A 21,571-nucleotide genomic window follows, 5' to 3' on the forward strand; every position below is an offset into this window, starting at 1 on the left:
CAGAATGTTAAGGACAGGAAGCGAGGAGTGGTGGCAAACCCTGCAGGGGCCGCAGTGCCGCGCAGTGGATGACGCCATCGAGGTGACGTTCTGGTGGCGGGATCCGGCGGGGGACGAAACGCACTCTCCGCGCCGTCGGGTATGGCTCTATATCACCGGGGTGACCGACCACCATCAGAATGCGCGGCCGCAATCGCTGACGCGTCTGCCCGGGACCGACGCCTGGTCCTGGCGAACCACGCTGTCGCCGACCTGGCGCGGCAGCTACTGTTTTATTCCCTCCGACCGTGACGATGATTTTTCCCCTGAGGTGTTCAGCGCTGACGCGCCCGACCGCGCGCTGCTGCGCGAAGGCTGGCGCAAACTGCTGCCGCGGGCGATAGCCGATCCGCTGAACCCGCACAGCTGGCAGGGCGGACGCGGCCATGGCGTGTCCGCCCTGGAGATGCCGCAGGCGCCCGCGCAGCCCGGCTGGGACCAGTTTAATGAGGCGCATCCTCCCGCCCGTTGCCTTGAGTGGCGCAGCGCGCGTCTGGGCAACCATCGCCGGGTCTGGATCTACACCCCCGGCGAGGCCGTCGACCCGCAAACGCGGCCCCTGGCGATCCTGCTCGACGGCCAGTTCTGGGCCGAGAGCATGCCGGTGTGGTCGCCGCTGGCCGCACTGACCCGCGAGGGGAGACTGCCGCCGGCGGTCTACCTGCTGATCGACGCGATCGACAACCAGCGCCGCGGGGTTGAGCTGCCCTGTCACCGCGATTTCTGGCTGGCGGTGCAGGAGGAGCTCCTGCCGCTGGTCCGCAGCCATGCCCCGTTCAGCGACCGCCCGGAGCGAACCGTGGTGGCCGGGCAAAGCTTCGGCGGCCTGGCGGCGATGTTCGCCGCCCTCAACTGGCCGCAGCGCTTTGGCTGCGTACTCAGCCAGTCAGGCTCCTACTGGTGGCCGCATCGCGACGGCCGCGGGACGGGCTTTATCGGCGAATGTCTCCGCCTGGGCGAGGTGTCCCCCGCCGGGCTGCGCATCTGGCTGGAAGCGGGCCAACGCGAACCCATTATTTTTCGCGCTAACCAGGCGCTGTTGGCGCAACTCACTACGACACAGCAGACGATTTTCTGGCGTCAGGTTGACGGCGGGCATGATGCGCTTTGCTGGCGCGGCGGGCTGACGGCAGGGCTTATCCAGCTCTGGCAGCCTCTGCTGTCGCACCCTTAGCACCGCGCTTTACGACAGGAGTTTGATATGCAATTCAGTAACCCCTTCGACAATCCGCAAGGGCAGTTTTACATTCTGCGCAATGACCAGCAGCAGTACAGCCTGTGGCCGGCGCACTGCGACCTGCCTGCCGGCTGGGCGGTGGTGTGCCCCCCGCAGTCGGCCGAGGCCTGCAACGCCTGGCTGGCGGCCAACTGGTCAACCCTGACCCCCGCCCATCATGCGTCATAAGGAGCTGACAATGACCACTCGTTTACCGCTGGTTGCCGCGCAGCCGGGGATCTGGATGGCCGAGCGCCTCTCCACTCTGCCAGGCGCCTGGAGCGTGGCCCACTATGTTGAACTGCGCGGCGCGCTCGACCCGACGCTGCTGGGAAAAGCGATTGTCGCCGGTCTGCAGCAGGCGGACACCCTCAGCCTGCGCTTTCAGGAAGAGGAGGGGGAAGTCTGGCAGTGTGTGGCGGCCGACCGCACCTTTGGCGAACCGTCGCTCATTGACCTGCGTACGGCGCCGGATCCGCATCGCGCCGCCACGGAGCGGATGCAGGCGGACCTGGCGCAGGATCTGCGTGTCGACGGCGGCAACCCGCTGGTGTGCCATCAGTTGCTGCGCGTCGGCGACGACCGCTGGTACTGGTATCAGCGCTATCACCACTTGCTGGTGGATGGCTTCAGTTTCCCGGCGATAACCCGGCAGATCGCCGCCATTTACCGCGCCTGGCAGCGTGGGGGAGCCACTCCTGAGTCGCCTTTCACCCCCTTCGCCGAGGTGGTGGACGAGTACCAGCGCTACGCCGGCAGCGAGGCCTGGCAGCGGGATAAAGCCTTCTGGCAGGCCCAGCGCCAGGCGTTACCGGCGCCTGCCTCACTCTCTGCCGCGCCGCTGGGCGGACGCGCCGCCGGGTGCGATATCTGGCGGATGAAGCTGGAGATGAACGCCGACGCCTTCCGCCGCCTGGCCGGCCATGCGCCGCAGTGTCAGCCCGCTGACCTGGCGCTGGCGCTCACCACGCTGTGGCTGGGCCGCCTGTGCAACCGGATGGACTACGCGGCGGGCTTTATCTTTATGCGCCGGATGGGCTCAGCCGCGCTGACCTCGACGGGGCCGGTGCTCAATGTCCTGCCTCTGGCGGTGCATATTGACGCCCAGGAGACGCTGGCGGACCTGGCGATGCGCCTCGCCGGCCAGTTGAAAAAGATGCGCCGCCATCAGCGCTATGACGCCGAACAGATCGTTCGCGACAGCGGCAAAGCGGCAGGGGACGAACCGCTGTTCGGCCCGGTGCTGAACGTCAAAGTCTTTGATTACCAGCTGGATATCGATGGTGTGCAGGCACTGACCCACACCCTCGCCACCGGCCCGGTCAACGATCTCGAGCTGGCGCTGTTCCCGGATGAGACCGGCGGGCTGTCGCTGGAGATCCTCGCCAACAAGGCCCGGTACGACGAAGCCGAGCTCCGTTGTCACATGGTACGACTGACCGCGCTGCTGGCGCAGTTCGCCGCCGATCCGGCGCTGCGCTGCGGCGACGCGGAGATGCTCTCCGCCGACGAGCTGGCCCGGCTGGCGGCGGTCAACGATACCGCTGTGCCGCTGCCTGCCACCACCCTCAGCGCGCTGGTGGCCGACCAGGCGCGGAAGACCCCGGATGCCCCGGCGCTGGCGGACGCCCGCAGGCAGTTCAGCTATCGCGAGATGCGTCAGCAGGTGGTGGCGCTCGCGCAACTGCTGCGTCAGCGCGGCGTGAAGCCGGGCGACAGCGTGGCGGTGGCCCTGCCGCGCTCGGTGTTCCTGACCCTGGCGCTGCACGGCATTGTCGAAGCGGGGGCCGCCTGGCTGCCGCTGGACACCGGCTACCCGGACGACCGCCTGCGGATGATGCTGGAAGACGCCCGGCCGTCGCTGCTGATCACCTCGGAGGATCAGCTGGCCCGCTTCAGCGATATCCCGGGGCTGGAAAGCCTCTGCTACCAGCAGCCGCTGGCCGCCGGGGATGACGAGCCGCTGGCGCTGTCAAAACCGGAGCATACCGCCTACATCATCTTTACCTCTGGCTCCACCGGGCGGCCGAAAGGGGTGATGGTCGGCCAGGCCGCCATCGTCAACCGCCTGCTGTGGATGCAGGATCGCTATCCGTTATCTGCCGACGACGTGGTGGCGCAGAAAACGCCGTGCAGTTTCGACGTGTCGGTGTGGGAGTTCTGGTGGCCGTTTATCGCCGGCGCGCAGCTGGTGATGGCCGAGCCGGAGGCGCACCGCGACCCGCAGGCGATGCAGCAGTTCTTCGCCCACTACGGCGTGACCACCACCCACTTTGTGCCGTCGATGCTGGCGGCGTTTGTCGCCTCGCTGGATGCCGACAGCGTCGCCGCCTGCCGCACGCTGCGGCGGGTATTCTGCAGCGGCGAAGCGCTGCCGACGGAATTGTGCCGTGAGTGGGAGCGCTTAACCGGCGCGCCGCTGCATAACCTGTACGGCCCGACGGAGGCGGCGGTGGACGTCAGCTGGTATCCGGCCTGCGGGCCTGAGCTGGCGGCGGTGACCGGCAGCAGCGTGCCGATTGGCTGGCCGGTGTGGAACACCGGGCTGCACATTCTCGATGCCGCGATGCGCCCGGTGCCGCCGGGCGTGGCGGGGGATCTTTATCTCACCGGCATCCAGCTGGCGCAGGGCTATCTGGGGCGTCCGGATCTCACCGCCAGCCGCTTTATCGCCGACCCGTTTGCCCCCGGCGAGCGGATGTATCGCACCGGTGACGTGGCGCGCTGGCTGACGAACGGCGCGGTGGAGTACCTTGGCCGCAGCGACGATCAGCTGAAGATCCGCGGGCAGCGCATCGAGCTTGGCGAGATTGACCGGGTGATGTCGGCCCTGCCGGATGTGGCGCAGGCGGTGAGTCACGCCTGCGTCTTCAATCAGGCGGCGGCGACCGGCGGCGATGCCCGGCAGCTGGTGGGCTATCTGGTCTCTGACTCCGGCCTGCCGCTGGATACCGCGGCGCTGAAAGCGCGGCTGGCGGAACAGCTGCCGCCGCATATGGTGCCGGTGGTGCTGATGCAGCTCGCTGAGCTGCCGCTTAGCGCCAACGGCAAACTGGACCGCAAAGCGCTGCCGCTGCCGACCCTCGGCGGGGAGCGCAGCGGCCGGCCGCCGGAGCCCGGGATGGAAACCCTTGTCGCCACGGCCTTCAGCCAGCTGCTGGGCTGCGAGGTGAACGATATCGACGCCGATTTCTTCGCCCTCGGCGGTCATTCGCTGCTGGCGATGCGTCTGGCGGCACAGCTCAGCCGCCAGCTGGCGCGGCAGGTGACCCCGGGGCAGGTGATGGTGGCCTCGACGGTGGGCAAACTGAGCGCGCTGCTGGCTGCCGATCTCAGCGATGAGCAGGCCCGGCGCCTGGGGCTGGATACGCTTCTGCCGCTGCGCGAGAGCGACGGCCCGACGCTGTTCTGCTTCCATCCCGCCTCCGGCTTTGCCTGGCAGTTCAGCGTGCTGGCGCGCTATCTCAGCCCGCGCTGGTCAATAACCGGTATTCAGTCGCCGCGCCCGCAGGGGCCGATGGTCACCGCCGCCAGCCTCGACGAGGTGTGCGAGCACCATCTGCGCACGCTGCTGGCGCAGCAGCCGCACGGCCCTTATTACCTGTTTGGGTATTCGCTGGGCGGCACCTTAGCCCAGGGCATTGCCGCCCGGTTGCGCCAGCGCGGCGAAGCGGTGGCCTTCCTCGGCCTGCTGGATACCTGGCCGCCGGAGACGCAAAACTGGGCAGAGAAAGAGGCCAACGGGCTGGATCCCGAGGTACTGGCGGAGATCGACCGCGAGCGCGAGGCGTTCCTCGCCGCCCAGCAGGGGCAAGCCTCCGGCGAGCTGTTCAGCGCTATCGAAGGTAACTATGCCGATGCGGTGCGGCTGTTAACCACCGCCCACAGCGCGAAGTTTGACGGCAAGGCGACGCTGTTCGTGGCGGAGAAGACGCGGCAGGCGGGGATGGATCCGCAGGTCGTATGGGGCCCGTGGGTGGGGGAACTGGAGGTGTTCAGCCAGAACTGCGCCCACGTCGACATTATCTCCCCGCAGGCCTTTGAGGCCATCGGCCCGGTGGTCAGGGAGATTCTGGGGTAACGGTTGAGTTCGGGCTACAGCAGGTAGCCCGGCTCAGCGTAGCGCAAGCCGGGGAAAGAGGAGATTACCGGCGGCCCAGCGGCACCACCAGCGGCGTATGCGCCACCGGATCCTCAATGATCGTGCAGCGCAGGCCGTAAATCCGTTCAATCAGATCGGCGGTGACGATCTCCTTCGGCGCCCCCTCGGCGACGATCCTGCCGTCGCGCAGGGCGATCAGGTGGGTGGCGTAGCGGCAGGCCTGGTTAAGATCGTGCAGCACCGCCGCCAGGGTATAGCCCTTCTCGCGATTCAGCTCACTCAATAGCTCCAGCAGGTCGATCTGATGGCTGATGTCCAGCCAGGTGGTTGGCTCATCCAGCAGCATAATCGCCGTCTCCTGGGCCAGCACCATCGCAATCCACGCCCGCTGCCGCTGGCCGCCGGAAAGCGTATCGACGCTCTGCAGCGCCAGATCGCTGATCCCGGTCGCCCGCATCGCCTTGTTCACCGCTTCTTCATCTTCTTTGCGCCAGCGGGTAAACAGCGGCTGGTGCGGATAGCGCCCGCGGGCCACCAGCTCCTGCACCGTGATATCGCCAGGGGTGGTGGCATTCTGCGCCAGCAGCCCGATACGGCGGGCAACCTCTTTACTGGCGTACTGCTGGATCTGCGCGCCGTCGAGCCAGACGTGGCCGCTGGCCGGCGTCATCAGGCGACTGAGGGTGCGCAATAGCGTCGACTTGCCGCAGCCGTTGGGGCCGATAATGGCGGTGAAGTGACCGTCAGGGATGGTCACGTTCAGCGACTCGGCGATGGTCTTGTTACCGTAGGCCAGGGTTAACTGCTCGCCGCGCAAACGGGAGGGGACAGCACTCATTTTTTGCGGGACTCCTGAATCAACAATGCAATAAGGTAAATACCGCCGAGGCTGACGGTTAACACGCCAACCGGCAGCTGCCACGGCATAAACAGCCGCTGGGCGCCGTAATCGGCCAGCGCCAGCAGCAGCGCGCCGCACAGGGCCGATTGGGTCAGTCCCCAGCGGGCCGTGCCGCTCAGGCGGCGGGCGATATGCGGCGCCACCAGCGCAATAAATGAGATCGGCCCGGCCAGCGCCGTCGAGGCGGCGGTGAGCACCACCGCCACCAGCATCAGCAGCAGGCGCGAACGCTCGACCTGCACACCCAGCGCGCAGGCGGTATCGTCGCCCATCTCCAGCAGTCGCATCCGGCGAACCAGCAGGGCGCTGCCCACCAGCATCAACAGGATCAGCGGCGCCGACGGCCAGGTTTTACCCCAGGTCAGGCCGTTAAGCGATCCGGCGTTCCACAGGCCCGCAGAAAGGGCGGTCTCCAGCGAGGCGCGCAGCAGCAGCCAGGTGTTGAATGCCACCAGCATGGCGCGCACGCCGATGCCGATAATGATCAGGCGGAAGGTCTCGATCCCGTTGCGCCAGGCCAGCAGCCAGACCACCAGCGAGGTCAACACCCCGCCGGCCATCGCCGCCAGAGCAATCGCCGTCAGGTTCTGGCCGAAGAGGACCATCGCCACCAGCACGCCGCTCCAGGCGCCGGTGTTAAAGCCCATCACGTCCGGGCTGCCGAGCGGGTTGCGGGTCAGCGACTGGAAAATGGCGCCGCTGACGCCGAGTGCGGCGCCAATCAACAGCGCCATTAACACCCGCGGCAGCCGCCATTCGTTCACCACCATCGCGACGTTGCGCGGCGCATCGCTGAACAGCGCCGAGAACACCTGGTCAATCGTCAGGGGCACCGGGCCTTGCGCCAGTCCGAGCAGGGAAATCAGCAGGCTGGCGGCCATCAACAGCAAGCAACTGGCTATCAGGCGGCGGGACGGGGCAATCACAGGCCACCTCCCCGCGGCTGGCGGCGCACCAGCCAGATCAGCACCGGCGCGCCGAGAAAGGCGCTCACCACCGATACCCGCAGTTCGCCGGGCACCAGCAGGCGGCCAATCACGTCGGCAAACAGCAGCAGGGCCGGGGTGGCGAGCAGGGTGACCGGTAGCGACCAGCGATGATCGGCCCCCACCAGCCAGCGCGCCATATGCGGCATCATCAGGCCGATAAAGGCGATCGGGCCGACGACGGCGGTGGCGCTGCCGCACAGGACGGTGATGACGATCAGGCCGATCAGTTGGGTGCGGGCGACGCGGCTGCCGAGGGCGGTGGCGGTATCGTTGCCCAGGCTCAGGCTGTTAAGCGCCCGGCTCAGCAGCAGGGCGGCGATCCCCGCCACCACCACCGGCAGCAGGACAATTTTCAGGGTTTGCAGGGTGCGGATATCCAGCGAACCGGCCTGCCAGAAGCGCAGCTGATCGTAGACGTCCGGGTTGAGCAGGGCGATGCCGTTGGACAGCCCCTCCAGCACCGCCGCGAGGGCGACCCCAGCGAGGGTGAGGCGCACCGGGCTCAGCTGGCCGCCGCCCTGGCTGCCGGTGAAGGCCACCAGCAGCGAGGCGCAGAGCGCGCCGCAAAACGCCAGCAGCAGTTGCTCCTGCGGGGAGGTGATCCCGAACAGCGCCGCGCCGAGGACGATGGCGAAGCTGGCGCCGGAGTTGACCCCCAGCAGGCCGGGGTCGGCCAGTGGGTTACGGGTGAGCGTTTGCATCAGCGCGCCGGCGAGACCGAGAGCGACGCCAGCCAGCAGACCGGCCAGGGTACGCGGCAGGCGCGCGTCCAGCACGATGGTGCAGTCGGCGCTTTGACAGGTTCCGCTGAAGGCGGTGAATACCGTGCCGATCGGCAACGATTTGGCGCCGATGGTCAGGCTAAGCGCGGCGGCTAAGGCGAGTAATAGCAACAATCCGGGCACGGCGACAGAGCGTACCGCGGTCGTAGAAAACGACATAACTGACATCCCTGATATGATAATGATAGTAATTATCGTTATCGATTTTATTCAGCTATGGTAGCATGACCCACAGTAAAAAGGGTATTAAAAATAACGACAAGGCGCTGTAATGAACCGACAATCCTGGCTGCTCAATCTCAGCCTGCTGAAAACTCACCCGGCGTTTCGCGCCGTTTTTATCGCTCGCTTTATCTCTATTCTGTCGCTTGGCCTGCTGGGCGTGGCCATTCCGGTGCAGATCCAGATGATGACCCATTCGACCTGGCAGGTCGGGTTGTCGGTGACGCTGACCGGTGCGTCGATGTTTGTTGGTCTGATGGTGGGGGGCGTGCTGGCTGACCGCTATGAACGTAAACGCCTGATCCTGCTGGCGCGCGGCACCTGCGGCGTGGGCTTTGTCGGCCTGTGTCTGAACGCCCTGCTGCCGGAGCCGTCGCTGGCGGCGATCTACCTGCTGGGGATCTGGGACGGGTTCTTCGCGTCGTTGGGGGTGACCGCGCTGTTGGCGGCGACCCCGGCGCTGGTGGGGCGGGAAAACCTGATGCAAGCCGGGGCCATCACTATGCTGACGGTGCGCCTTGGCTCGGTGATTTCGCCGATGATCGGCGGCCTGCTGCTAGCCACCGGCGGCGTGGCCTGGAACTTTGGCCTGGCGGCGGCGGGGACCTTTATCACTACCTTAACCCTGCTGCGTCTGCCGCAGCTGCCGCCACCTCCGCAGCCGCGTGAGCATCCGCTGCGATCCCTGCTGGCGGGGCTGACCTTCCTCTGCCAGAGCCCGCTTATCGGCGGGATTGCGCTGCTCGGCGGTCTGCTGACCATGGCCAGCGCGGTGCGGGTGCTCTATCCGGCGCTGGCCGGTAGCTGGCAGATGTCGGCCGGACAGATTGGCCTGCTGTACGCCGCTATTCCGCTCGGTGCGGCGCTGGGGGCGTTGACCAGCGGCCAGCTGGCCCAGACGGTGCGGCCCGGCGCGCTGATGCTGGCGACCACGGTGGGATCGTTTGTCGCCATTGCGCTGTTCAGCCTGATGCCGCACTGGGCGTTGGGCGCGCTGTGCCTGGCGCTGTTTGGCTGGCTGAGCGCCATCAGTTCGCTGCTGCAGTACACCCTGATCCAGACTCAGACGCCGGAACATATGCTCGGGCGGATTAATGGTCTGTGGACCGCGCAAAACGTCACCGGCGACGCCATCGGCGCGGCCCTGCTCGGCGGATTAGGGGCGGTGATGACCCCGGCGGCATCCGCCAGCGCCAGCGGCTGGGCGCTGGCGCTCGTCGGCGTGCTGTTGGTGGGGCTGCTACGCGAGCTGCGCCGTTTCCAGCGACCGGAAATCGTCAACGAAAGTTAAGTAGGGTGCGATTGCCCGGTGGCGGCTGCGCCTTACCGGGCCTACGGTCTGGCCTGGGGGGCGCTGGCATTGTAGGCCGGTGCAAGCGCAGCGCCGCCCGGCAAGGTGTTCAGGCCGCGTACCCGTCCTGATACCCGGTGGCGGCTACGCCTTACCGGGCCTACAGTCTCGGGCATTGTAGGCCGGTGCAAGCGCCGCGCCGCCCGGCAAAGAGTTCAGGTTGCGTACCCGTCATGATGCCCGGTGGCGGCTGCGCCTTACCGGGCCTACGGTCTCGGGCATTGTAGGCCGGTGCAAGCGCAGCGCCGCCCGGCAAAGAGTTCAGGCTACGTTCCCGTCCTGATGCCCGGTGGCGGCTGCGCCTTACCGGGCCTACGGTCTCGGGCATTGTAGGCCGGTGCAAGCGCCGCGCCGCCCGGCAAGGTGTTCAGGCCGCATTCCCGTCCTGATGGCACAGCCCGCGTTAGCCGAACAGGCTGGAGAGACGCTGGAGCACCAGCAGGGCGCTGTAGTAGTCAAGACGGAAGGTCTCGGTGCCCAGCGGGTAGACGCGTTTGCCTGCGACCGCCGGGAGATGCGCCAGCAGCGGGTTGGCGTAGATGGCATCCGCATCTTTCTGGTCGCCGGCGAACAGGAACAGGCTCTGGCCGTTCAGACCGGCCGCGAGGTTCTCCCCGCCCAGCTGCACGATATCGTGGCGTTTACCCTGGCTATGGCTGGCGGGCAGGCCGCCCGGCAGCGTCGCCAGGCTAAAGCCCAGCTGTTCGAGCATCTGCCCCTGGGCCGATGCCGGCGTCCAGATATTGGCGCTGTGCGCGGCGGCGGTATAGACCAGGGCGGTCACCGGCTGCGGCGGCAGCTTCATTTTTTCTTTTAACGAAACGAGCTGTTTATTGAAGTCGGCAATGCGCGCGCTGGCCTGCTGCTCATGGCCGGTGATCTGCCCCAACTGGGTGAGCAGAGTTTGCCAGCTTTTATCGTCATAGTTGATGACCAGCGTCGGGGCGATCGTTTTGAGCTGATCGTACAGCGGCAGGGCGGAGTCGCCGCCGGTGGCGCTCACCAGGATCAGATCCGGCATCTGGGCGGCCACCGCTTCCGCGCTTGGTTCGCCGATGTACAGCCGTGCCAGCTTGCGGGCTTTGGCGACCTCGCTCCACTGGCGCAGAAATCCCTGGCTATCGGCGACGCGGTTGTTCGGCGTGGTGGCGCCGCTGGCGACCACCGGAGCGTCAATCGCCAGCAGCGAGCCGGTGAGGGTCACGCTGGTGGAGACAATGCGCAGCGGCTGGCTCGGCAGGGTGTGCGTCCCGTAGCTGTCGGTGACCTGGCGCGGCCAGTCCGCCGCCTGGGCTGAGGTAATTCCTAAAAGCAACAGCATGCCGGTCAGCGCACCGCGGCGGCAGAAAGAAAAGAAGTTCACGTCATCGCATCCTGATTCGAAAGGTAATAAATGCGTCTCATTTTCAACTTTGCGTCAGCAGGATGCAAGCCAAAGTGGCGGCGCAATGACGTAACGCGGTTGACATGGCGGGCAATACCTTTTAGGTTAGCCAACCAAAATACAAATGATAATTATTCGTAATATATTTATCGTTTTTGGAGGATGATATGGAAACGTCACTGGCTGAGGATGTACAGAAACACACCCAGACCCTGTCTCCGGACAGCTTCTTCTTTATGTCGCCGTACCGCAGTTTTAGCACCTCCGGCTGCTTCCGCCGCTTCTCACAGCCCGCTGTCGGCGGCGATGCGCTGAACGGCGAGTTCCAGCAGCAGCTGGCCGCCGCTTTTGCCGAGGCCCGCGCGGCGGGGATCCGCAAGCCGGTGATGGTGGGGGCTATCCCGTTCGACACCTGTCAGCCTTCCGAGCTCTATATCCCCGAGCGCTGGGAAGCGTTCTCTCGTCCGGAAAAACAGCGTTCCGCCCGCTACGCCGCGCCGCTGGAGACAATGGAAGTGGTGGAGCGCCGGGAGATCCCGGAGCAGGACGCGTTTTTAGCCATGGTGGAACGCGCTGCCGCGCTGACCGCCACCCCGGAAGTGGACAAGGTGGTGCTCTCAAGGCTTATCGATATTACCACCCGCGACCGCGTCGACAGCGGCGCGCTGATGGAGCGGCTGATTGCCCAGAACCCGGCTAGCTTTAATTTCCATGTCCCGCTGTCAGACGGCGGGGTACTGCTGGGCGCCAGCCCGGAACTCCTGCTGCGTAAAGAAGGGCTGCATTTCAGTTCGCTGCCGCTGGCCGGCTCTGCCCGCCGCCAGCCTGACGACGTGCTGGACCGCGAAGCAGGCAATAAATTGCTGGCCTCCGGTAAAGATCGCCATGAGCACGAGCTGGTGACCCAGGCGATGAAGAGCGTGCTTGGCCCGCGCAGTAGCCAGCTGTCGCTGCCGGCATCGCCGCAGTTGATTACCACGCCAACCTTATGGCACCTGGCGACGCCGATCGAAGGTACGGCTCTGGCGGAAGAAAACGCCATGTCACTGGCCTGCCTGCTGCACCCGACCCCGGCGCTGAGCGGTTTCCCGCACCAGGTGGCGAAGCGCCTGATTGCCGAGCTCGAACCGTTCGATCGCCAGCTGTTTGGCGGCATTGTCGGCTGGTGCGATGACGAAGGCAACGGCGAATGGGTGGTGACCATCCGCTGCGCGCGCCTACATCAACGCTCGCTGCGCCTGTTTGCCGGCGCGGGGATCGTCCCGGCCTCCTCGCCGCTGGGCGAATGGCGCGAAACCGGCGTCAAACTCACCACCATGCTTAACGTATTTGGCTTGAATTAAGAGGCAAGGATGATTGCATTTACCCGTTGGCCGGAAGAGTTTGCGGCCCGCTATCGTCAAAAAGGCTACTGGCAGGATCTGCCGTTAACCAATCTGATTACTCGTCATGCGGAAAATGACGCCGTGGCGATTATCGACGGCGAGCGGCAAATTAGCTTCCGCCAGTTTAACCTGCTGGTGGATAACCTCGCGTCTTCCCTGCAGCATCAGGGACTTAAGCGCGGAGAAACCGCGCTGGTGCAGCTTGGTAACGTCGCCGAGTTCTACATTACCTTCTTTGCGCTGCTGCGCATCGGCGTCGCTCCGGTTAACGCCTTGTTTAGCCACCAGCGTAGCGAACTCAACGCCTACGCCGCGCAGATTAAACCCTCGCTGCTGATTGCCGACCGCGAACACGCGCTGTTTGCTGACGATAGCTTCCTCAATGGTTTTATCGCTGAGCATCCTTCACTGCGCGTCGCGCTGCTGCGTAACGATGGCGGCGAGCGCGACCTGGCGACGGAAATTAACCGTACGGCGGATAACTTTGTCGCCAATCCGACCCCGGCTGACGAAGTGGCTTTTTTCCAGCTCTCTGGCGGCAGCACCGGGACGCCGAAGCTTATCCCGCGTACCCATAACGATTACGATTACAGTATCCGCCGCAGCAACGAGATCTGCGGTATTAACGCCGATACGCGCTATCTCAACGCGCTGCCGGCGGCGCACAACTATGCGATGAGCTCGCCGGGCTCACTGGGCGTCTTCCTCGCCGGCGGCCGGGTGATCCTCGCCGCCGACCCGAGCGCCACGCTCTGTTTCCCGCTGATCGAAAAACATCAGATTAACGTCGCGTCGCTGGTGCCGCCGGCGGTCAGCCTGTGGCTGCAGGCTATTCATGAATGGGGCAGCAACGCGCAACTGCAATCGCTGCAGTTACTGCAGGTTGGCGGAGCGCGCCTGTCCGCGACGCTCGCCGCGCGCATTCCGGCGGAAATCGGCTGCCAGCTGCAGCAGGTGTTCGGCATGGCGGAGGGGCTGGTTAACTACACCCGCCTCAACGATAGCCCGGAGCGGATTATCAATACCCAGGGTTGCCCGATGTGCCCTGACGACGAAGTGTGGGTGGCGGATGCCGATGGCAACCCGCTGCCGCGCGGCGAAGTGGGCCGTCTGATGACCCGCGGTCCTTATACCTTCCGCGGCTACTACAACAGCCCGCAACATAACGCGGAAGCCTTTGATGCCGATGGATTTTACTGCTCCGGCGATCTGATTTCGATCGATGAAGATGGCTATATCACCGTCCAGGGCCGGGAAAAAGATCAGATCAACCGCGGCGGCGAGAAGATCGCCGCTGAAGAGATAGAAAACCTGCTGCTGCGCCATGAGGCGGTGATCCACGCCGCGCTGGTTAGCATTGAAGACAATCTGCTGGGCGAGAAGAGCTGCGCTTATCTGGTGGTGACATCGCCGCTGCGCGCCGTCGCGGTGCGCCGCTTCCTGCGCGAGCAGGGCGTGGCGGAATTTAAATTGCCGGATCGCGTGGAGTGCGTTGCCGCGCTGCCGCTGACGCCGGTGGGCAAAGTCGATAAAAAACAATTACGTCAGTGGCTGGCCGAAGGCAAGCTGGGCTGAAGGAGAACAGAAAATGGCAATCCCTAAATTACAGGCTTACGCGCTGCCGGAAGCCAGCGATATTCCGGCCAACAAAGTTAACTGGGCCTTTGAGCCGTCGCGCGCCGCGCTGCTGATCCATGATATGCAGGAGTATTTCCTCAACTTCTGGGGCGAAAACAGCGCGATGATGGAAAAAGTGGTGGCCAATATCGCCGCCCTGCGCGACTTCTGCAAACAAAACGGTATTCCGGTGTACTACACCGCCCAGCCGAAAGAGCAGAGCGATGAAGACCGCGCCCTGCTGAATGATATGTGGGGGCCGGGGTTAACTCGCTCGCCGGAACAGCAACAGGTGATTGCCGCGCTGGCGCCGGATGAACAGGATACGGTGCTGGTGAAATGGCGCTACAGCGCGTTTCATCGCTCGCCGCTTGAAGAAATGCTGAAAGAGACCGGCCGCGACCAGCTGATCATCACCGGCGTTTACGCCCATATCGGCTGCATGACTACCGCCACCGACGCTTTTATGCGCGATATCAAACCGTTCTTTGTCGCCGATGCGCTGGCGGACTTCAGCCGCGAAGAGCATTTGATGGCGCTGAAATACGTCGCCGGCCGTTCCGGACGGGTGGTGATGACCGAAGAACTGCTGCCGCTGCCAGCCTCCAAAGCGGCCCTGCGCGCACTAATTCTGCCGCTGCTCGACGAATCCGACGAACCGCTGGATGATGAAAACCTGATCGACTACGGGCTGGATTCGGTGCGTATGATGGCGCTGGCCGCCCGCTGGCGCAAAGTGCACGGCGATATCGACTTCGTGATGCTGGCGAAAAACCCGACCATCGACGCCTGGTGGGCGCTGCTTTCCCGCGAGGTGAAATAATGGCGGCGCTGGATTTTCACGGCCAGACCGTGTGGGTGACCGGCGCAGGTAAAGGCATTGGCTATGCCACCGCGCTGGCTTTCGTCGAGGCCGGGGCCAACGTCACCGGTTTCGACCTTGCCTTTGACGGCGAAAGCTACCCGTTTGCCACCGAAATGCTGGACGTCGCCGATGCCGACCAGGTACGCGACGTTTGCGCGCGTCTGCTCAACGATATCGAACGACTGGACGTGCTGGTGAATGCGGCCGGGATCCTGCGCATGGGGGCGACCGATCAATTGAGCGCGGAGGACTGGCAGCAGACCTTCGCGGTGAACGTCGGCGGCGCGTTTAATCTGTTTCAGCAGACGATGGCGCAGTTCCGCCGTCAGCAGGGCGGGGCGATCGTCACCGTCGCCTCCGATGCCGCGCATACGCCGCGTATCGGCATGAGCGCCTATGGCGCCTCGAAAGCGGCGCTGAAAAGCCTGGCGTTGACCGTCGGGCTTGAGCTGGCAGGCAGCGGCGTGCGTTGTAATCTGGTATCGCCGGGCTCCACCGACACCGATATGCAACGTACCCTGTGGGTCAATGAAGATGCTGAACAGCAGCGGATCCGCGGATTTGGCGAGCAGTTTAAGCTTGGGATCCCGCTGGGCAAAATCGCCCGTCCGCAGGAGATCGCCAATACTATTTTGTTCCTCGCCTCTTCTCACGCCAGCCATATTACGCTACAGGATATTGTGGTTGATGGCGGCTCGACGCTGGGGGCGTAAATGGCCTGGAAGCGAGAGCTCACGCTGGCGGCGCTGAACGCCAGCAGCGAAAACACCATGGTGGCGCATCTTGGTATAGTCTACACCCGGCTCGAAGCGGGGCTGCTGGAGGCGGAGATGCCGGTGGATGCGCGCACCCATCAGCCGTTTGGCCTGCTGCACGGCGGCGCCTCCGCGGCGCTGGCGGAGACGCTGGGCTCGATGGCCGGCTGGCTGATGACCGAAGAAGGGCAGTGCGTGGTGGGCACCGAGCTTAACGCCAGCCATCACCGGGCAGTCTCCAGCGGGAAAGTGCGCGGTGAATGCCGACCGCTGCATCTTGGCCGCCAGAGCCAGAGCTGGGAGATAGTGGTGTATGACGAGAAGGGGCGACGTTGCTGCACCTGTCGCCTGGGCACCGCGGTGCTGGGCTAAGGAGCCGCTGTTTCCCGGCTTGCGCTGCGCTGAGCCGGGCTACGTATCGGCGCAATGAGTAGCCCGGATAAGGCGCAGCGCGCCGCCATCCGGGAATTTCCCTGGGCCAGGAAGCCGCTATTTCCCCGGCTTGCGCTACGCTGAGCCGGGCTACGGATCTGTAGGCCGGGTAAGGCGTTAGCCGCCACCCGGCAAAAAAACGGCACCGTTCACGGTAATCCTTTCATTTATTTTCCTGCCTTAAGTGATCTCGCTAGCAATGTGAGACAAATCTCTGTGGGCGTACGGCATCTGCGCTGTTTCGATGTTGTTAAATTCTGCGTTGTGATCTAGAAACAAAATGTAACATCCTGATTACCCTACCGGTGGACCACAACAATGAATAATTCAGGGAAATACCTCATCTGGACATTGCTCTCCGTGATCGGCGCCTTTGCCCTCGGCTATATCGCCTTAAACCGGGGTGAGCAGATCAACGCGCTGTGGATTGTCGTCGCCGCGGTCTGCGTCTATCTGATCGCGTATCGTTTCTATGGTCTGTATATCGCCAAAACCGTGCTCGGCGTTGACCCGACGCGGATGACGCCGGCGGTGCGGCATAACGATGGCCTCGACTACGTTCCAACCGACAAGAAAGTGCTGTTCGGTCACCATTTTGCGGCGATTGCCGGGGCAGGACCGCTGGTGGGCCCGGTGCTTGCCGCGCAGATGGGCTACCTGCCGGGGATGATCTGGATCCTCGCCGGCGTGGTGCTGGCCGGCGCCGTACAGGACTTTATGGTGCTGTTTGTTTCGACCCGTCGCGATGGCCGCTCGCTTGGCGAACTGGTTAAAGAGGAGATGGGGCCAACCGCTGGCGTCCTGGCGCTGGTGGCCTGCTTTATGATCATGGTCATCATCCTCGCGGTCCTGGCGATGATCGTGGTGAAAGCGTTGACCCACAGTCCGTGGGGGACATACACCGTCGCCTTTACCATCCCGCTGGCGATCTTTATGGGTATCTATATTCGCTACCTGCGCCCGGGGCGCATCGGCGAGGTGTCGGTGATCGGCCTGGTGATGCTGGTGTTCGCCATCATCTCCGGCGGTTGGGTGGCGGAAAGCCCGACCTGGGCGCCGTGGTTTGATTACACCGGCGTACAGCTGACCTGGATCCTGGTGGGCTACGGCTTTATTGCCGCGGTACTGCCGGTCTGGCTGCTGCTGGCCCCGCGCGACTACCTCTCCACCTTCCTGAAAATCGGCACCATTGTTGGGCTGGCGATTGGCATTCTGATTATGCGCCCGACCCTGACCATGCCGGCGCTGACCAAGTTCGTCGACGGTACCGGCCCGGTGTGGAGCGGCAACCTGTTCCCGTTCCTGTTTATCACCATCGCCTGCGGCGCGGTCTCCGGCTTCCACGCGCTGATCTCCTCCGGCACCACGCCGAAAATGTTGGCCAACGAAGGCCAGGCCTGCTTTATCGGCTACGGCGGCATGTTGATGGAATCCTTCGTCGCGATTATGGCGCTGGTGGCGGCCTGTATTATCGATCCGGGCGTCTACTTTGCGATGAACAGCCCGATGGCGGTGCTGGCGCCGGCGGGAACCACCGATGTCGTCGCCTCGGCAGCGCAGGTGGTGAGCGGCTGGGGCTTTAGCATTACCCCGGATACGCTGCATCAGATCGCCAGCGAGGTGGGTGAACAGTCGATTATCTCCCGCGCCGGCGGCGCGCCAACGCTGGCGGTGGGGATGGCCTACATCCTGCACGGCTCGCTGGGCGGGCTGATGGATGTCTCTTTCTGGTACCACTTCGCCATTCTGTTTGAGGCGTTGTTTATCCTGACGGCGGTTGATGCTGGCACCCGTGCGGCGCGCTTTATGCTGCAGGATCTGCTGGGGGTGGTCAGCCCGGGGCTGAAAAAAACCAGCTCGCTGCCGGCCAACCTGCTGGCGACTGCGCTGTGCGTCCTGGCGTGGGGCTACTTCCTGCATCAGGGGGTAGTGGATCCGCTGGGCGGGATTAACACCCTGTGGCCGCTGTTCGGTATCGCCAACCAGATGCTGGCGGGGATGGCGCTGATGCTCTGCGCGGTGGTCCTGTTCAAGATGAAGCGCCAGCGCTACGCGTGGGTGGCGCTGCTGCCGACCAGCTGGCTGCTGATCTGTACCCTGACCGCTGGCTGGCAGAAGTCGTTCAGCCCGGACACTAAAGTCGGTTTCCTGGCGATCGCTAATAAATTCCAGGCGATGATCGACAGCGGCACCATTCCGCCGCAATATACCGAATCACAGCTGGCGCAGCTGGTGTTTAACAACCGTCTCGATGCCGGGCTGACCATCTTCTTTATGATTGTGGTGGTGGTGCTGGCGCTGTTCTCGATTAAAACCGCGCTGGCGGCGCTGAAAGAGGACAAACCGACGGCGAAAGAGACGCCGTATGAGCCAATGCCTGAAAACCTGGGCGCGATTGAGACCCAGGCGAAAGGGGCGCATTAACCGGTGTGCCGGGTGGCGGCTTCGCCTTACCCGGCCTACATTTCTGATCCTCCTTCTCCCTTTGGGAGAGGGAAACAAAAGAGAAATGACTTATGTTCGACACCCTCTCCAAAGCGGGAAAATATTTAGGCCAGGCGGCGAAGATGATGATCGGCGTGCCGGATTACGATAACTACGTCGAGCACATGCGAATAACCCACCCGGATCAGACGCCGATGACCTATGAAGAGTTCTTTCGCGAGCGCCAGGACGCGCGCTACGGCGGCAAGGGCGGGGCGAAGTGCTGTTAGCCCTCTTTGGGAAGATAGAGGCTGATTTGCTCCTGGGTACAGCCGTAAATCGCCGCCAGCTTCTCGCGGGTGCGCTTCTGCGGACGGGAGTCCAGCGCTTCCAGCTGCGACACGGCGGACTGGCTGATGCCGAGTTTAGCCGCGACCTCCTGCTGGGATAGCCCGCGCAGGATGCGCCACGCGGCCTGCAGGCTGACGTTTTCTTTATGCATCACGTCGCATACTTCGCCAGGCAGCATGACGTTATCATAGATGTCTGATTCATAAGGAATATCTTCCCAATCGTTTTCATCCTCGTCGTCGTACTCCAGCAGCGCCAGGCGCATACGAAAGTAATCACTGTAAGGAATGACGACATACTGGTCTTTTCCTTCTTCATCCTTGATGTACTGAATAGTCATATTCGGTATGTTCCTCATGAAGGTAGGTGGTGGTGGTTCGGCGTTTAACCGCCACGACGTAGCAGGTATCGCCCGGCGGATCCCCAAAGGTGTAGATGACTCTGTAATCACCTAATCGCAGCCGGTAGTGGTTTTCGGGAGAGGACAATTTTTTGATATCCGAGATAGGTGAAGCTTTATCATCCATCTTCTCCAGGCTGGATTTAATGCGGCTCTTATACCGATTATCGATTTTAGAAAATGGCTTATCTGCCGTTTTTGACCAGACAATCTTCATCTGTACCTCCACTGTACGCCCACACAAAATATAAGGAAATAATAAGACTATTAGATAAATTCCGAATTTCTTATGGGGTACTGTAGAGCGGAGAAAAAACGCAGGTAAGAGGCAAAACGCAACCCGTCGAGGCGGCGCGGGAAGGCCTCTGCCGGGCGACAGAGGCTTGCAGAAAATGTGCGATCAGGCGTTCAAACCGCCATCCACGTCCAGCCCCGTACCGGAGATCTGCCCGGCGGCCGGGCTGGCGAGGAAGGTGACCGCCGCGGCGATGTCTTCCGGCTGGCCGTAGTGACCGACCGCAATCATCTGGCGCTGGGCTTCCGCCTGTTCCCCGTCTTCCGGGTTCATATCGCTGTTGGTCGGCCCTGGATGGACAAGGTTAACGGTGATCCCGCGAGGGCCTAAATCACGCGCCAGGCCACGGGTCAGGGAGTTGAGGGCGGACTTGGTCATGGCGTAAACCGCGATGCCCGGCATGGCCACGCGATTAGCCAGACAGCTGCCGATGTTGATGATCCGTCCGCCATCGGACATATGCACCAGCGCTTCCTGGATGGCGATGACCACCCCACGAATATTGACGTTGATAAGCGCGTCAATGTCCGCCAGCGTCATGGATTCCAGTGGGCCGCCGCGGGCGATCCCGGCATTGTTGACCAGAATATCCAGCCCGCCGAGGGACCGGGCCGCATGGGTGACGGCATCCTGAATAGCCTGCGCGCTGGCGCTGTCGGCCTGCACCGCCTCGCCGTGCCGACCCAGCGCCTTTATTTCATCGGCGACTGCCTGGGCTTTATCGGCCGATTTTTCATACGTAATAACCACATCGGCACCGGCGCGTGCCAGCGACAGCGCGATTGCGCGACCCAACCCACGGCTGGCGCCGGTAACCAGCGCCTTCTTACCTGTAAAATCGATCTGCATGATGACCTCGTTGCGAGAGTGGTGAGAATCATCATTAGGTATAGACGGTCGGGGTGATTAACGGCTGAAGTATTCCACCTTCTCAAACGCCGCGCGCAGAACCTCAGGGGTTAACGTCACTGGTAAATAATGAATCGACTCGCCCGGGCGCAGGGTATGGGCAATGACCCGGTCCAGCTCTGTGCGGTTATTGATATCGACCTCCAGCGCCGCCAGGGTGGTCGGCAGGTTAAAGCGCTGATACGCCTGTACTAACTGCGCCAGTACATCGTTCTGACCAAGCAGGGCGCTCTGTACCAGAATGCCGTAGGCGACTTTGGTACCGTGGAGGAATTTATCCGTCTGCGGCAGCACCGTCAGTCCGTTGTGCACCGCATGGGCGGCGGCGACCCGGGTGTAACGTTCCCCCAGCCCGCCAACCATCCCGCCGCCGGCGATAATCGCATCTACCACATCGCGAAACGCCTGAGTCAGATCGCCGCGGCTCTGGTCCGCCAGCGCCGTTTCGCTGCTGGCCAGCAGCACGTCGCGGATCGCCAGCGCGCCGTTAATCCCCAGCCGCACGGTGAGCGGCAGCGCCTCCGGCTGCGGCGCCAGCACCACGGCCTCATACCATTTGGCTAAGGTGTCGCCAATGCCCGCCAGCAGGTACTCCGCCGGGGCGTTGAGAATGATGCGCGGCTCGACCAGCACCAGGAAGTTGGCGTCATCGAAGATCTCAAAATTCAGGGCCTGTCCGGCGTCGCTATACCACACCGACAGCGGCGTCCACGCCGCGCAGGTAGCGGCGATAGTCGGGATGGCCACCAGCGGTACCCCCAGGCGGCGGGCCAGCACTTTCGCGCTGTCGAGCAGCGCGCCGCCGCCGACGCCAATCACTACCGCCCGATCGTCACCGGAGGCCTGCACCAGCGCCGCCACGTCGCGTTCGCTGCAGTGGCCGGTAAAGCGGATCTTTTTTGCCTCCGGCAGGTGGAAGGCCGCCGGCAGAAAAGGTTCGGCGCCGGCCAGGGCGCGCTCGCCATAGACCCACACCGCCCGCGAGAGCTGGTCGGCGCTGAAAAAATCGCTCAGCCGCTCAAGGCTGCCAAGGTGGGAGAAATAGTTGGCCGGGCCGGGTACGACGCGGATATCGCTGTTGCTCATGGAAGCTGTCCTTATAGGTGTTGGGCTAAACTGATGTTATGTCTGGACATCCAGATGGCTAATATT

At 63.6% G+C, this 21,571-nt stretch carries 19 protein-coding genes; 11 read left to right on the forward strand and 8 right to left on the reverse strand.

Annotated elements, in window-relative coordinates; translation table 11 throughout:
- The first annotated feature begins 4 nt into the window (after positions 1-4).
- Genes fes through entF form a run of 3 tightly spaced genes read left to right on the forward strand, consistent with a single transcriptional unit; the run spans position 5 to position 5,336 of the window.
- Complete coding sequence (fes, locus tag CWM58_RS17315; RefSeq protein WP_100681430.1) at positions 5-1,213, forward strand: enterochelin esterase; 1,209 nt, start codon at positions 5-7, stop codon at positions 1,211-1,213.
- A gap of 27 nt (positions 1,214-1,240) precedes the next feature.
- The gene (locus tag CWM58_RS17320; protein ID WP_004178967.1) at positions 1,241-1,444 is read left to right on the forward strand and encodes an MbtH family protein; all 204 of its coding nucleotides are present in this window, start codon (positions 1,241-1,243) and stop codon (positions 1,442-1,444) included.
- A 10-nt stretch (positions 1,445-1,454) separates the two neighbouring features.
- Positions 1,455-5,336: an enterobactin non-ribosomal peptide synthetase EntF gene (gene entF, locus CWM58_RS17325; protein ID WP_100681431.1), complete on the forward strand. Its 3,882-nt coding sequence runs from the start codon at positions 1,455-1,457 to the stop codon at positions 5,334-5,336.
- Positions 5,337-5,400: 64 nt separating this feature from the next.
- Here entF and fepC read toward each other — a convergent pair whose 3' ends face one another.
- The 3 genes from fepC to fepD are packed head-to-tail and all read right to left on the reverse strand — an operon-like array spanning position 5,401 to position 8,188.
- On the reverse strand, positions 5,401-6,195 hold the full coding sequence (fepC, locus tag CWM58_RS17330) for an iron-enterobactin ABC transporter ATP-binding protein (RefSeq protein WP_002893737.1): 795 nt from the start codon (positions 6,193-6,195) through the stop codon (positions 5,401-5,403).
- Positions 6,192-7,184, reverse strand: coding sequence for an iron-enterobactin ABC transporter permease (fepG, locus tag CWM58_RS17335; RefSeq protein ID WP_165785817.1), 993 nt, complete (start codon positions 7,182-7,184; stop codon positions 6,192-6,194). The genes fepC and fepG overlap by 4 nt, the downstream gene beginning before the upstream one ends.
- The gene (gene fepD / locus CWM58_RS17340) at positions 7,181-8,188 is read right to left on the reverse strand and encodes a Fe(3+)-siderophore ABC transporter permease (protein WP_004176917.1); all 1,008 of its coding nucleotides are present in this window, start codon (positions 8,186-8,188) and stop codon (positions 7,181-7,183) included. The genes fepG and fepD overlap by 4 nt, the downstream gene beginning before the upstream one ends.
- 112 nt (positions 8,189-8,300) lie before the next feature.
- Between fepD and entS the strand changes: the two genes are divergently transcribed.
- Positions 8,301-9,542, forward strand: coding sequence for an enterobactin transporter EntS (entS, locus tag CWM58_RS17345; RefSeq protein ID WP_023282277.1), 1,242 nt, complete (start codon positions 8,301-8,303; stop codon positions 9,540-9,542).
- Positions 9,543-10,005: 463 nt separating this feature from the next.
- On the opposite strand, the gene fepB is transcribed toward entS, so the two are convergent.
- Positions 10,006-10,965: a Fe2+-enterobactin ABC transporter substrate-binding protein gene (gene fepB, locus CWM58_RS17350; protein ID WP_012542488.1), complete on the reverse strand. Its 960-nt coding sequence runs from the start codon at positions 10,963-10,965 to the stop codon at positions 10,006-10,008.
- A gap of 188 nt (positions 10,966-11,153) precedes the next feature.
- Between fepB and entC the strand changes: the two genes are divergently transcribed.
- The 7 genes from entC (at position 11,154) to CWM58_RS17385 (ending at position 18,754) form a co-directional block, all read left to right on the forward strand.
- Positions 11,154-12,329 (forward strand): isochorismate synthase EntC, encoded by a 1,176-nt coding sequence (gene entC, locus CWM58_RS17355; protein WP_100681432.1) that lies wholly within the window; start codon positions 11,154-11,156, stop codon positions 12,327-12,329.
- Between the two features lie 9 nt (positions 12,330-12,338).
- Positions 12,339-13,946 (forward strand): (2,3-dihydroxybenzoyl)adenylate synthase EntE, encoded by a 1,608-nt coding sequence (gene entE / locus CWM58_RS17360; RefSeq protein WP_100681433.1) that lies wholly within the window; start codon positions 12,339-12,341, stop codon positions 13,944-13,946.
- 13 nt (positions 13,947-13,959) lie between these two features.
- Positions 13,960-14,811: an enterobactin biosynthesis bifunctional isochorismatase/aryl carrier protein EntB gene (entB, locus tag CWM58_RS17365; RefSeq protein ID WP_015367768.1), complete on the forward strand. Its 852-nt coding sequence runs from the start codon at positions 13,960-13,962 to the stop codon at positions 14,809-14,811.
- Positions 14,811-15,566 carry a 2,3-dihydro-2,3-dihydroxybenzoate dehydrogenase EntA gene (gene entA, locus CWM58_RS17370; protein WP_087860262.1) on the forward strand — a complete coding sequence of 252 codons (756 nt, stop codon included), beginning with the start codon at positions 14,811-14,813 and terminating at the stop codon, positions 15,564-15,566. The genes entB and entA overlap by 1 nt, the downstream gene beginning before the upstream one ends.
- The gene (gene entH, locus CWM58_RS17375; protein WP_025714607.1) at positions 15,567-15,980 is read left to right on the forward strand and encodes a proofreading thioesterase EntH; all 414 of its coding nucleotides are present in this window, start codon (positions 15,567-15,569) and stop codon (positions 15,978-15,980) included.
- A 378-nt stretch (positions 15,981-16,358) separates the two neighbouring features.
- Positions 16,359-18,464, forward strand: coding sequence for a pyruvate/proton symporter CstA (gene cstA, locus CWM58_RS17380; protein WP_100681434.1), 2,106 nt, complete (start codon positions 16,359-16,361; stop codon positions 18,462-18,464).
- A gap of 92 nt (positions 18,465-18,556) precedes the next feature.
- Positions 18,557-18,754 (forward strand): YbdD/YjiX family protein, encoded by a 198-nt coding sequence (locus CWM58_RS17385; protein ID WP_002893903.1) that lies wholly within the window; start codon positions 18,557-18,559, stop codon positions 18,752-18,754.
- Here the strand turns inward: CWM58_RS17385 and CWM58_RS17390 are convergent.
- The 4 genes from CWM58_RS17390 to CWM58_RS17405 form a co-directional block, all read right to left on the reverse strand.
- Entirely contained in the window at positions 18,751-19,155 is a 405-nt protein-coding gene (locus CWM58_RS17390) for a helix-turn-helix domain-containing protein (protein ID WP_002893905.1), read from the reverse strand. The genes CWM58_RS17385 and CWM58_RS17390 overlap by 4 nt on opposite strands.
- Entirely contained in the window at positions 19,130-19,432 is a 303-nt protein-coding gene (locus tag CWM58_RS17395) for a type II toxin-antitoxin system RelE family toxin (protein ID WP_100681435.1), read from the reverse strand. The genes CWM58_RS17390 and CWM58_RS17395 overlap by 26 nt, the downstream gene beginning before the upstream one ends.
- Positions 19,433-19,615: 183 nt before the next feature.
- Positions 19,616-20,359 (reverse strand): SDR family NAD(P)-dependent oxidoreductase, encoded by a 744-nt coding sequence (locus CWM58_RS17400; protein ID WP_100681436.1) that lies wholly within the window; start codon positions 20,357-20,359, stop codon positions 19,616-19,618.
- Between the two features lie 57 nt (positions 20,360-20,416).
- Entirely contained in the window at positions 20,417-21,505 is a 1,089-nt protein-coding gene (locus CWM58_RS17405; RefSeq protein ID WP_100681437.1) for an oxidoreductase, read from the reverse strand.
- Between the last annotated feature and the right edge of the window lie 66 nt (positions 21,506-21,571).

The sequence above is a fragment of the Klebsiella sp. H-Nf2 genome (assembly GCF_002806645.1).
GTDB classification, from domain to species: domain Bacteria; phylum Pseudomonadota; class Gammaproteobacteria; order Enterobacterales; family Enterobacteriaceae; genus Klebsiella; species Klebsiella variicola.

Excerpts from the sequence above, each read along its gene's own strand:
- CWM58_RS17320 (WP_004178967.1), top strand. The coding sequence starts at position 1,241 with ATGCAATTCAGTAACCCCTTCGACAATCCGCAAGGGCAGTTTTACATT.
- entE (WP_100681433.1), top strand. The coding sequence starts at position 12,339 with ATGATTGCATTTACCCGTTGGCCGGAAGAGTTTGCGGCCCGCTATCGT.
- entH (WP_025714607.1), top strand. The coding sequence starts at position 15,567 with ATGGCCTGGAAGCGAGAGCTCACGCTGGCGGCGCTGAACGCCAGCAGC.
- cstA (WP_100681434.1), top strand. The coding sequence starts at position 16,359 with ATGAATAATTCAGGGAAATACCTCATCTGGACATTGCTCTCCGTGATC.
- entS (WP_023282277.1), top strand. The coding sequence starts at position 8,301 with ATGAACCGACAATCCTGGCTGCTCAATCTCAGCCTGCTGAAAACTCAC.
- fepD (WP_004176917.1), bottom strand. The coding sequence starts at position 8,188 with ATGTCGTTTTCTACGACCGCGGTACGCTCTGTCGCCGTGCCCGGATTG.
- entA (WP_087860262.1), top strand. The coding sequence starts at position 14,811 with ATGGCGGCGCTGGATTTTCACGGCCAGACCGTGTGGGTGACCGGCGCA.
- fepC (WP_002893737.1), bottom strand. The coding sequence starts at position 6,195 with ATGAGTGCTGTCCCCTCCCGTTTGCGCGGCGAGCAGTTAACCCTGGCC.
- entC (WP_100681432.1), top strand. The coding sequence starts at position 11,154 with ATGGAAACGTCACTGGCTGAGGATGTACAGAAACACACCCAGACCCTG.
- fes (WP_100681430.1), top strand. The coding sequence starts at position 5 with ATGTTAAGGACAGGAAGCGAGGAGTGGTGGCAAACCCTGCAGGGGCCG.
- CWM58_RS17395 (WP_100681435.1), bottom strand. The coding sequence starts at position 19,432 with ATGAAGATTGTCTGGTCAAAAACGGCAGATAAGCCATTTTCTAAAATC.
- entF (WP_100681431.1), top strand. The coding sequence starts at position 1,455 with ATGACCACTCGTTTACCGCTGGTTGCCGCGCAGCCGGGGATCTGGATG.
- CWM58_RS17405 (WP_100681437.1), bottom strand. The coding sequence starts at position 21,505 with ATGAGCAACAGCGATATCCGCGTCGTACCCGGCCCGGCCAACTATTTC.
- CWM58_RS17390 (WP_002893905.1), bottom strand. The coding sequence starts at position 19,155 with ATGACTATTCAGTACATCAAGGATGAAGAAGGAAAAGACCAGTATGTC.
- CWM58_RS17385 (WP_002893903.1), top strand. The coding sequence starts at position 18,557 with ATGTTCGACACCCTCTCCAAAGCGGGAAAATATTTAGGCCAGGCGGCG.
- entB (WP_015367768.1), top strand. The coding sequence starts at position 13,960 with ATGGCAATCCCTAAATTACAGGCTTACGCGCTGCCGGAAGCCAGCGAT.
- CWM58_RS17400 (WP_100681436.1), bottom strand. The coding sequence starts at position 20,359 with ATGCAGATCGATTTTACAGGTAAGAAGGCGCTGGTTACCGGCGCCAGC.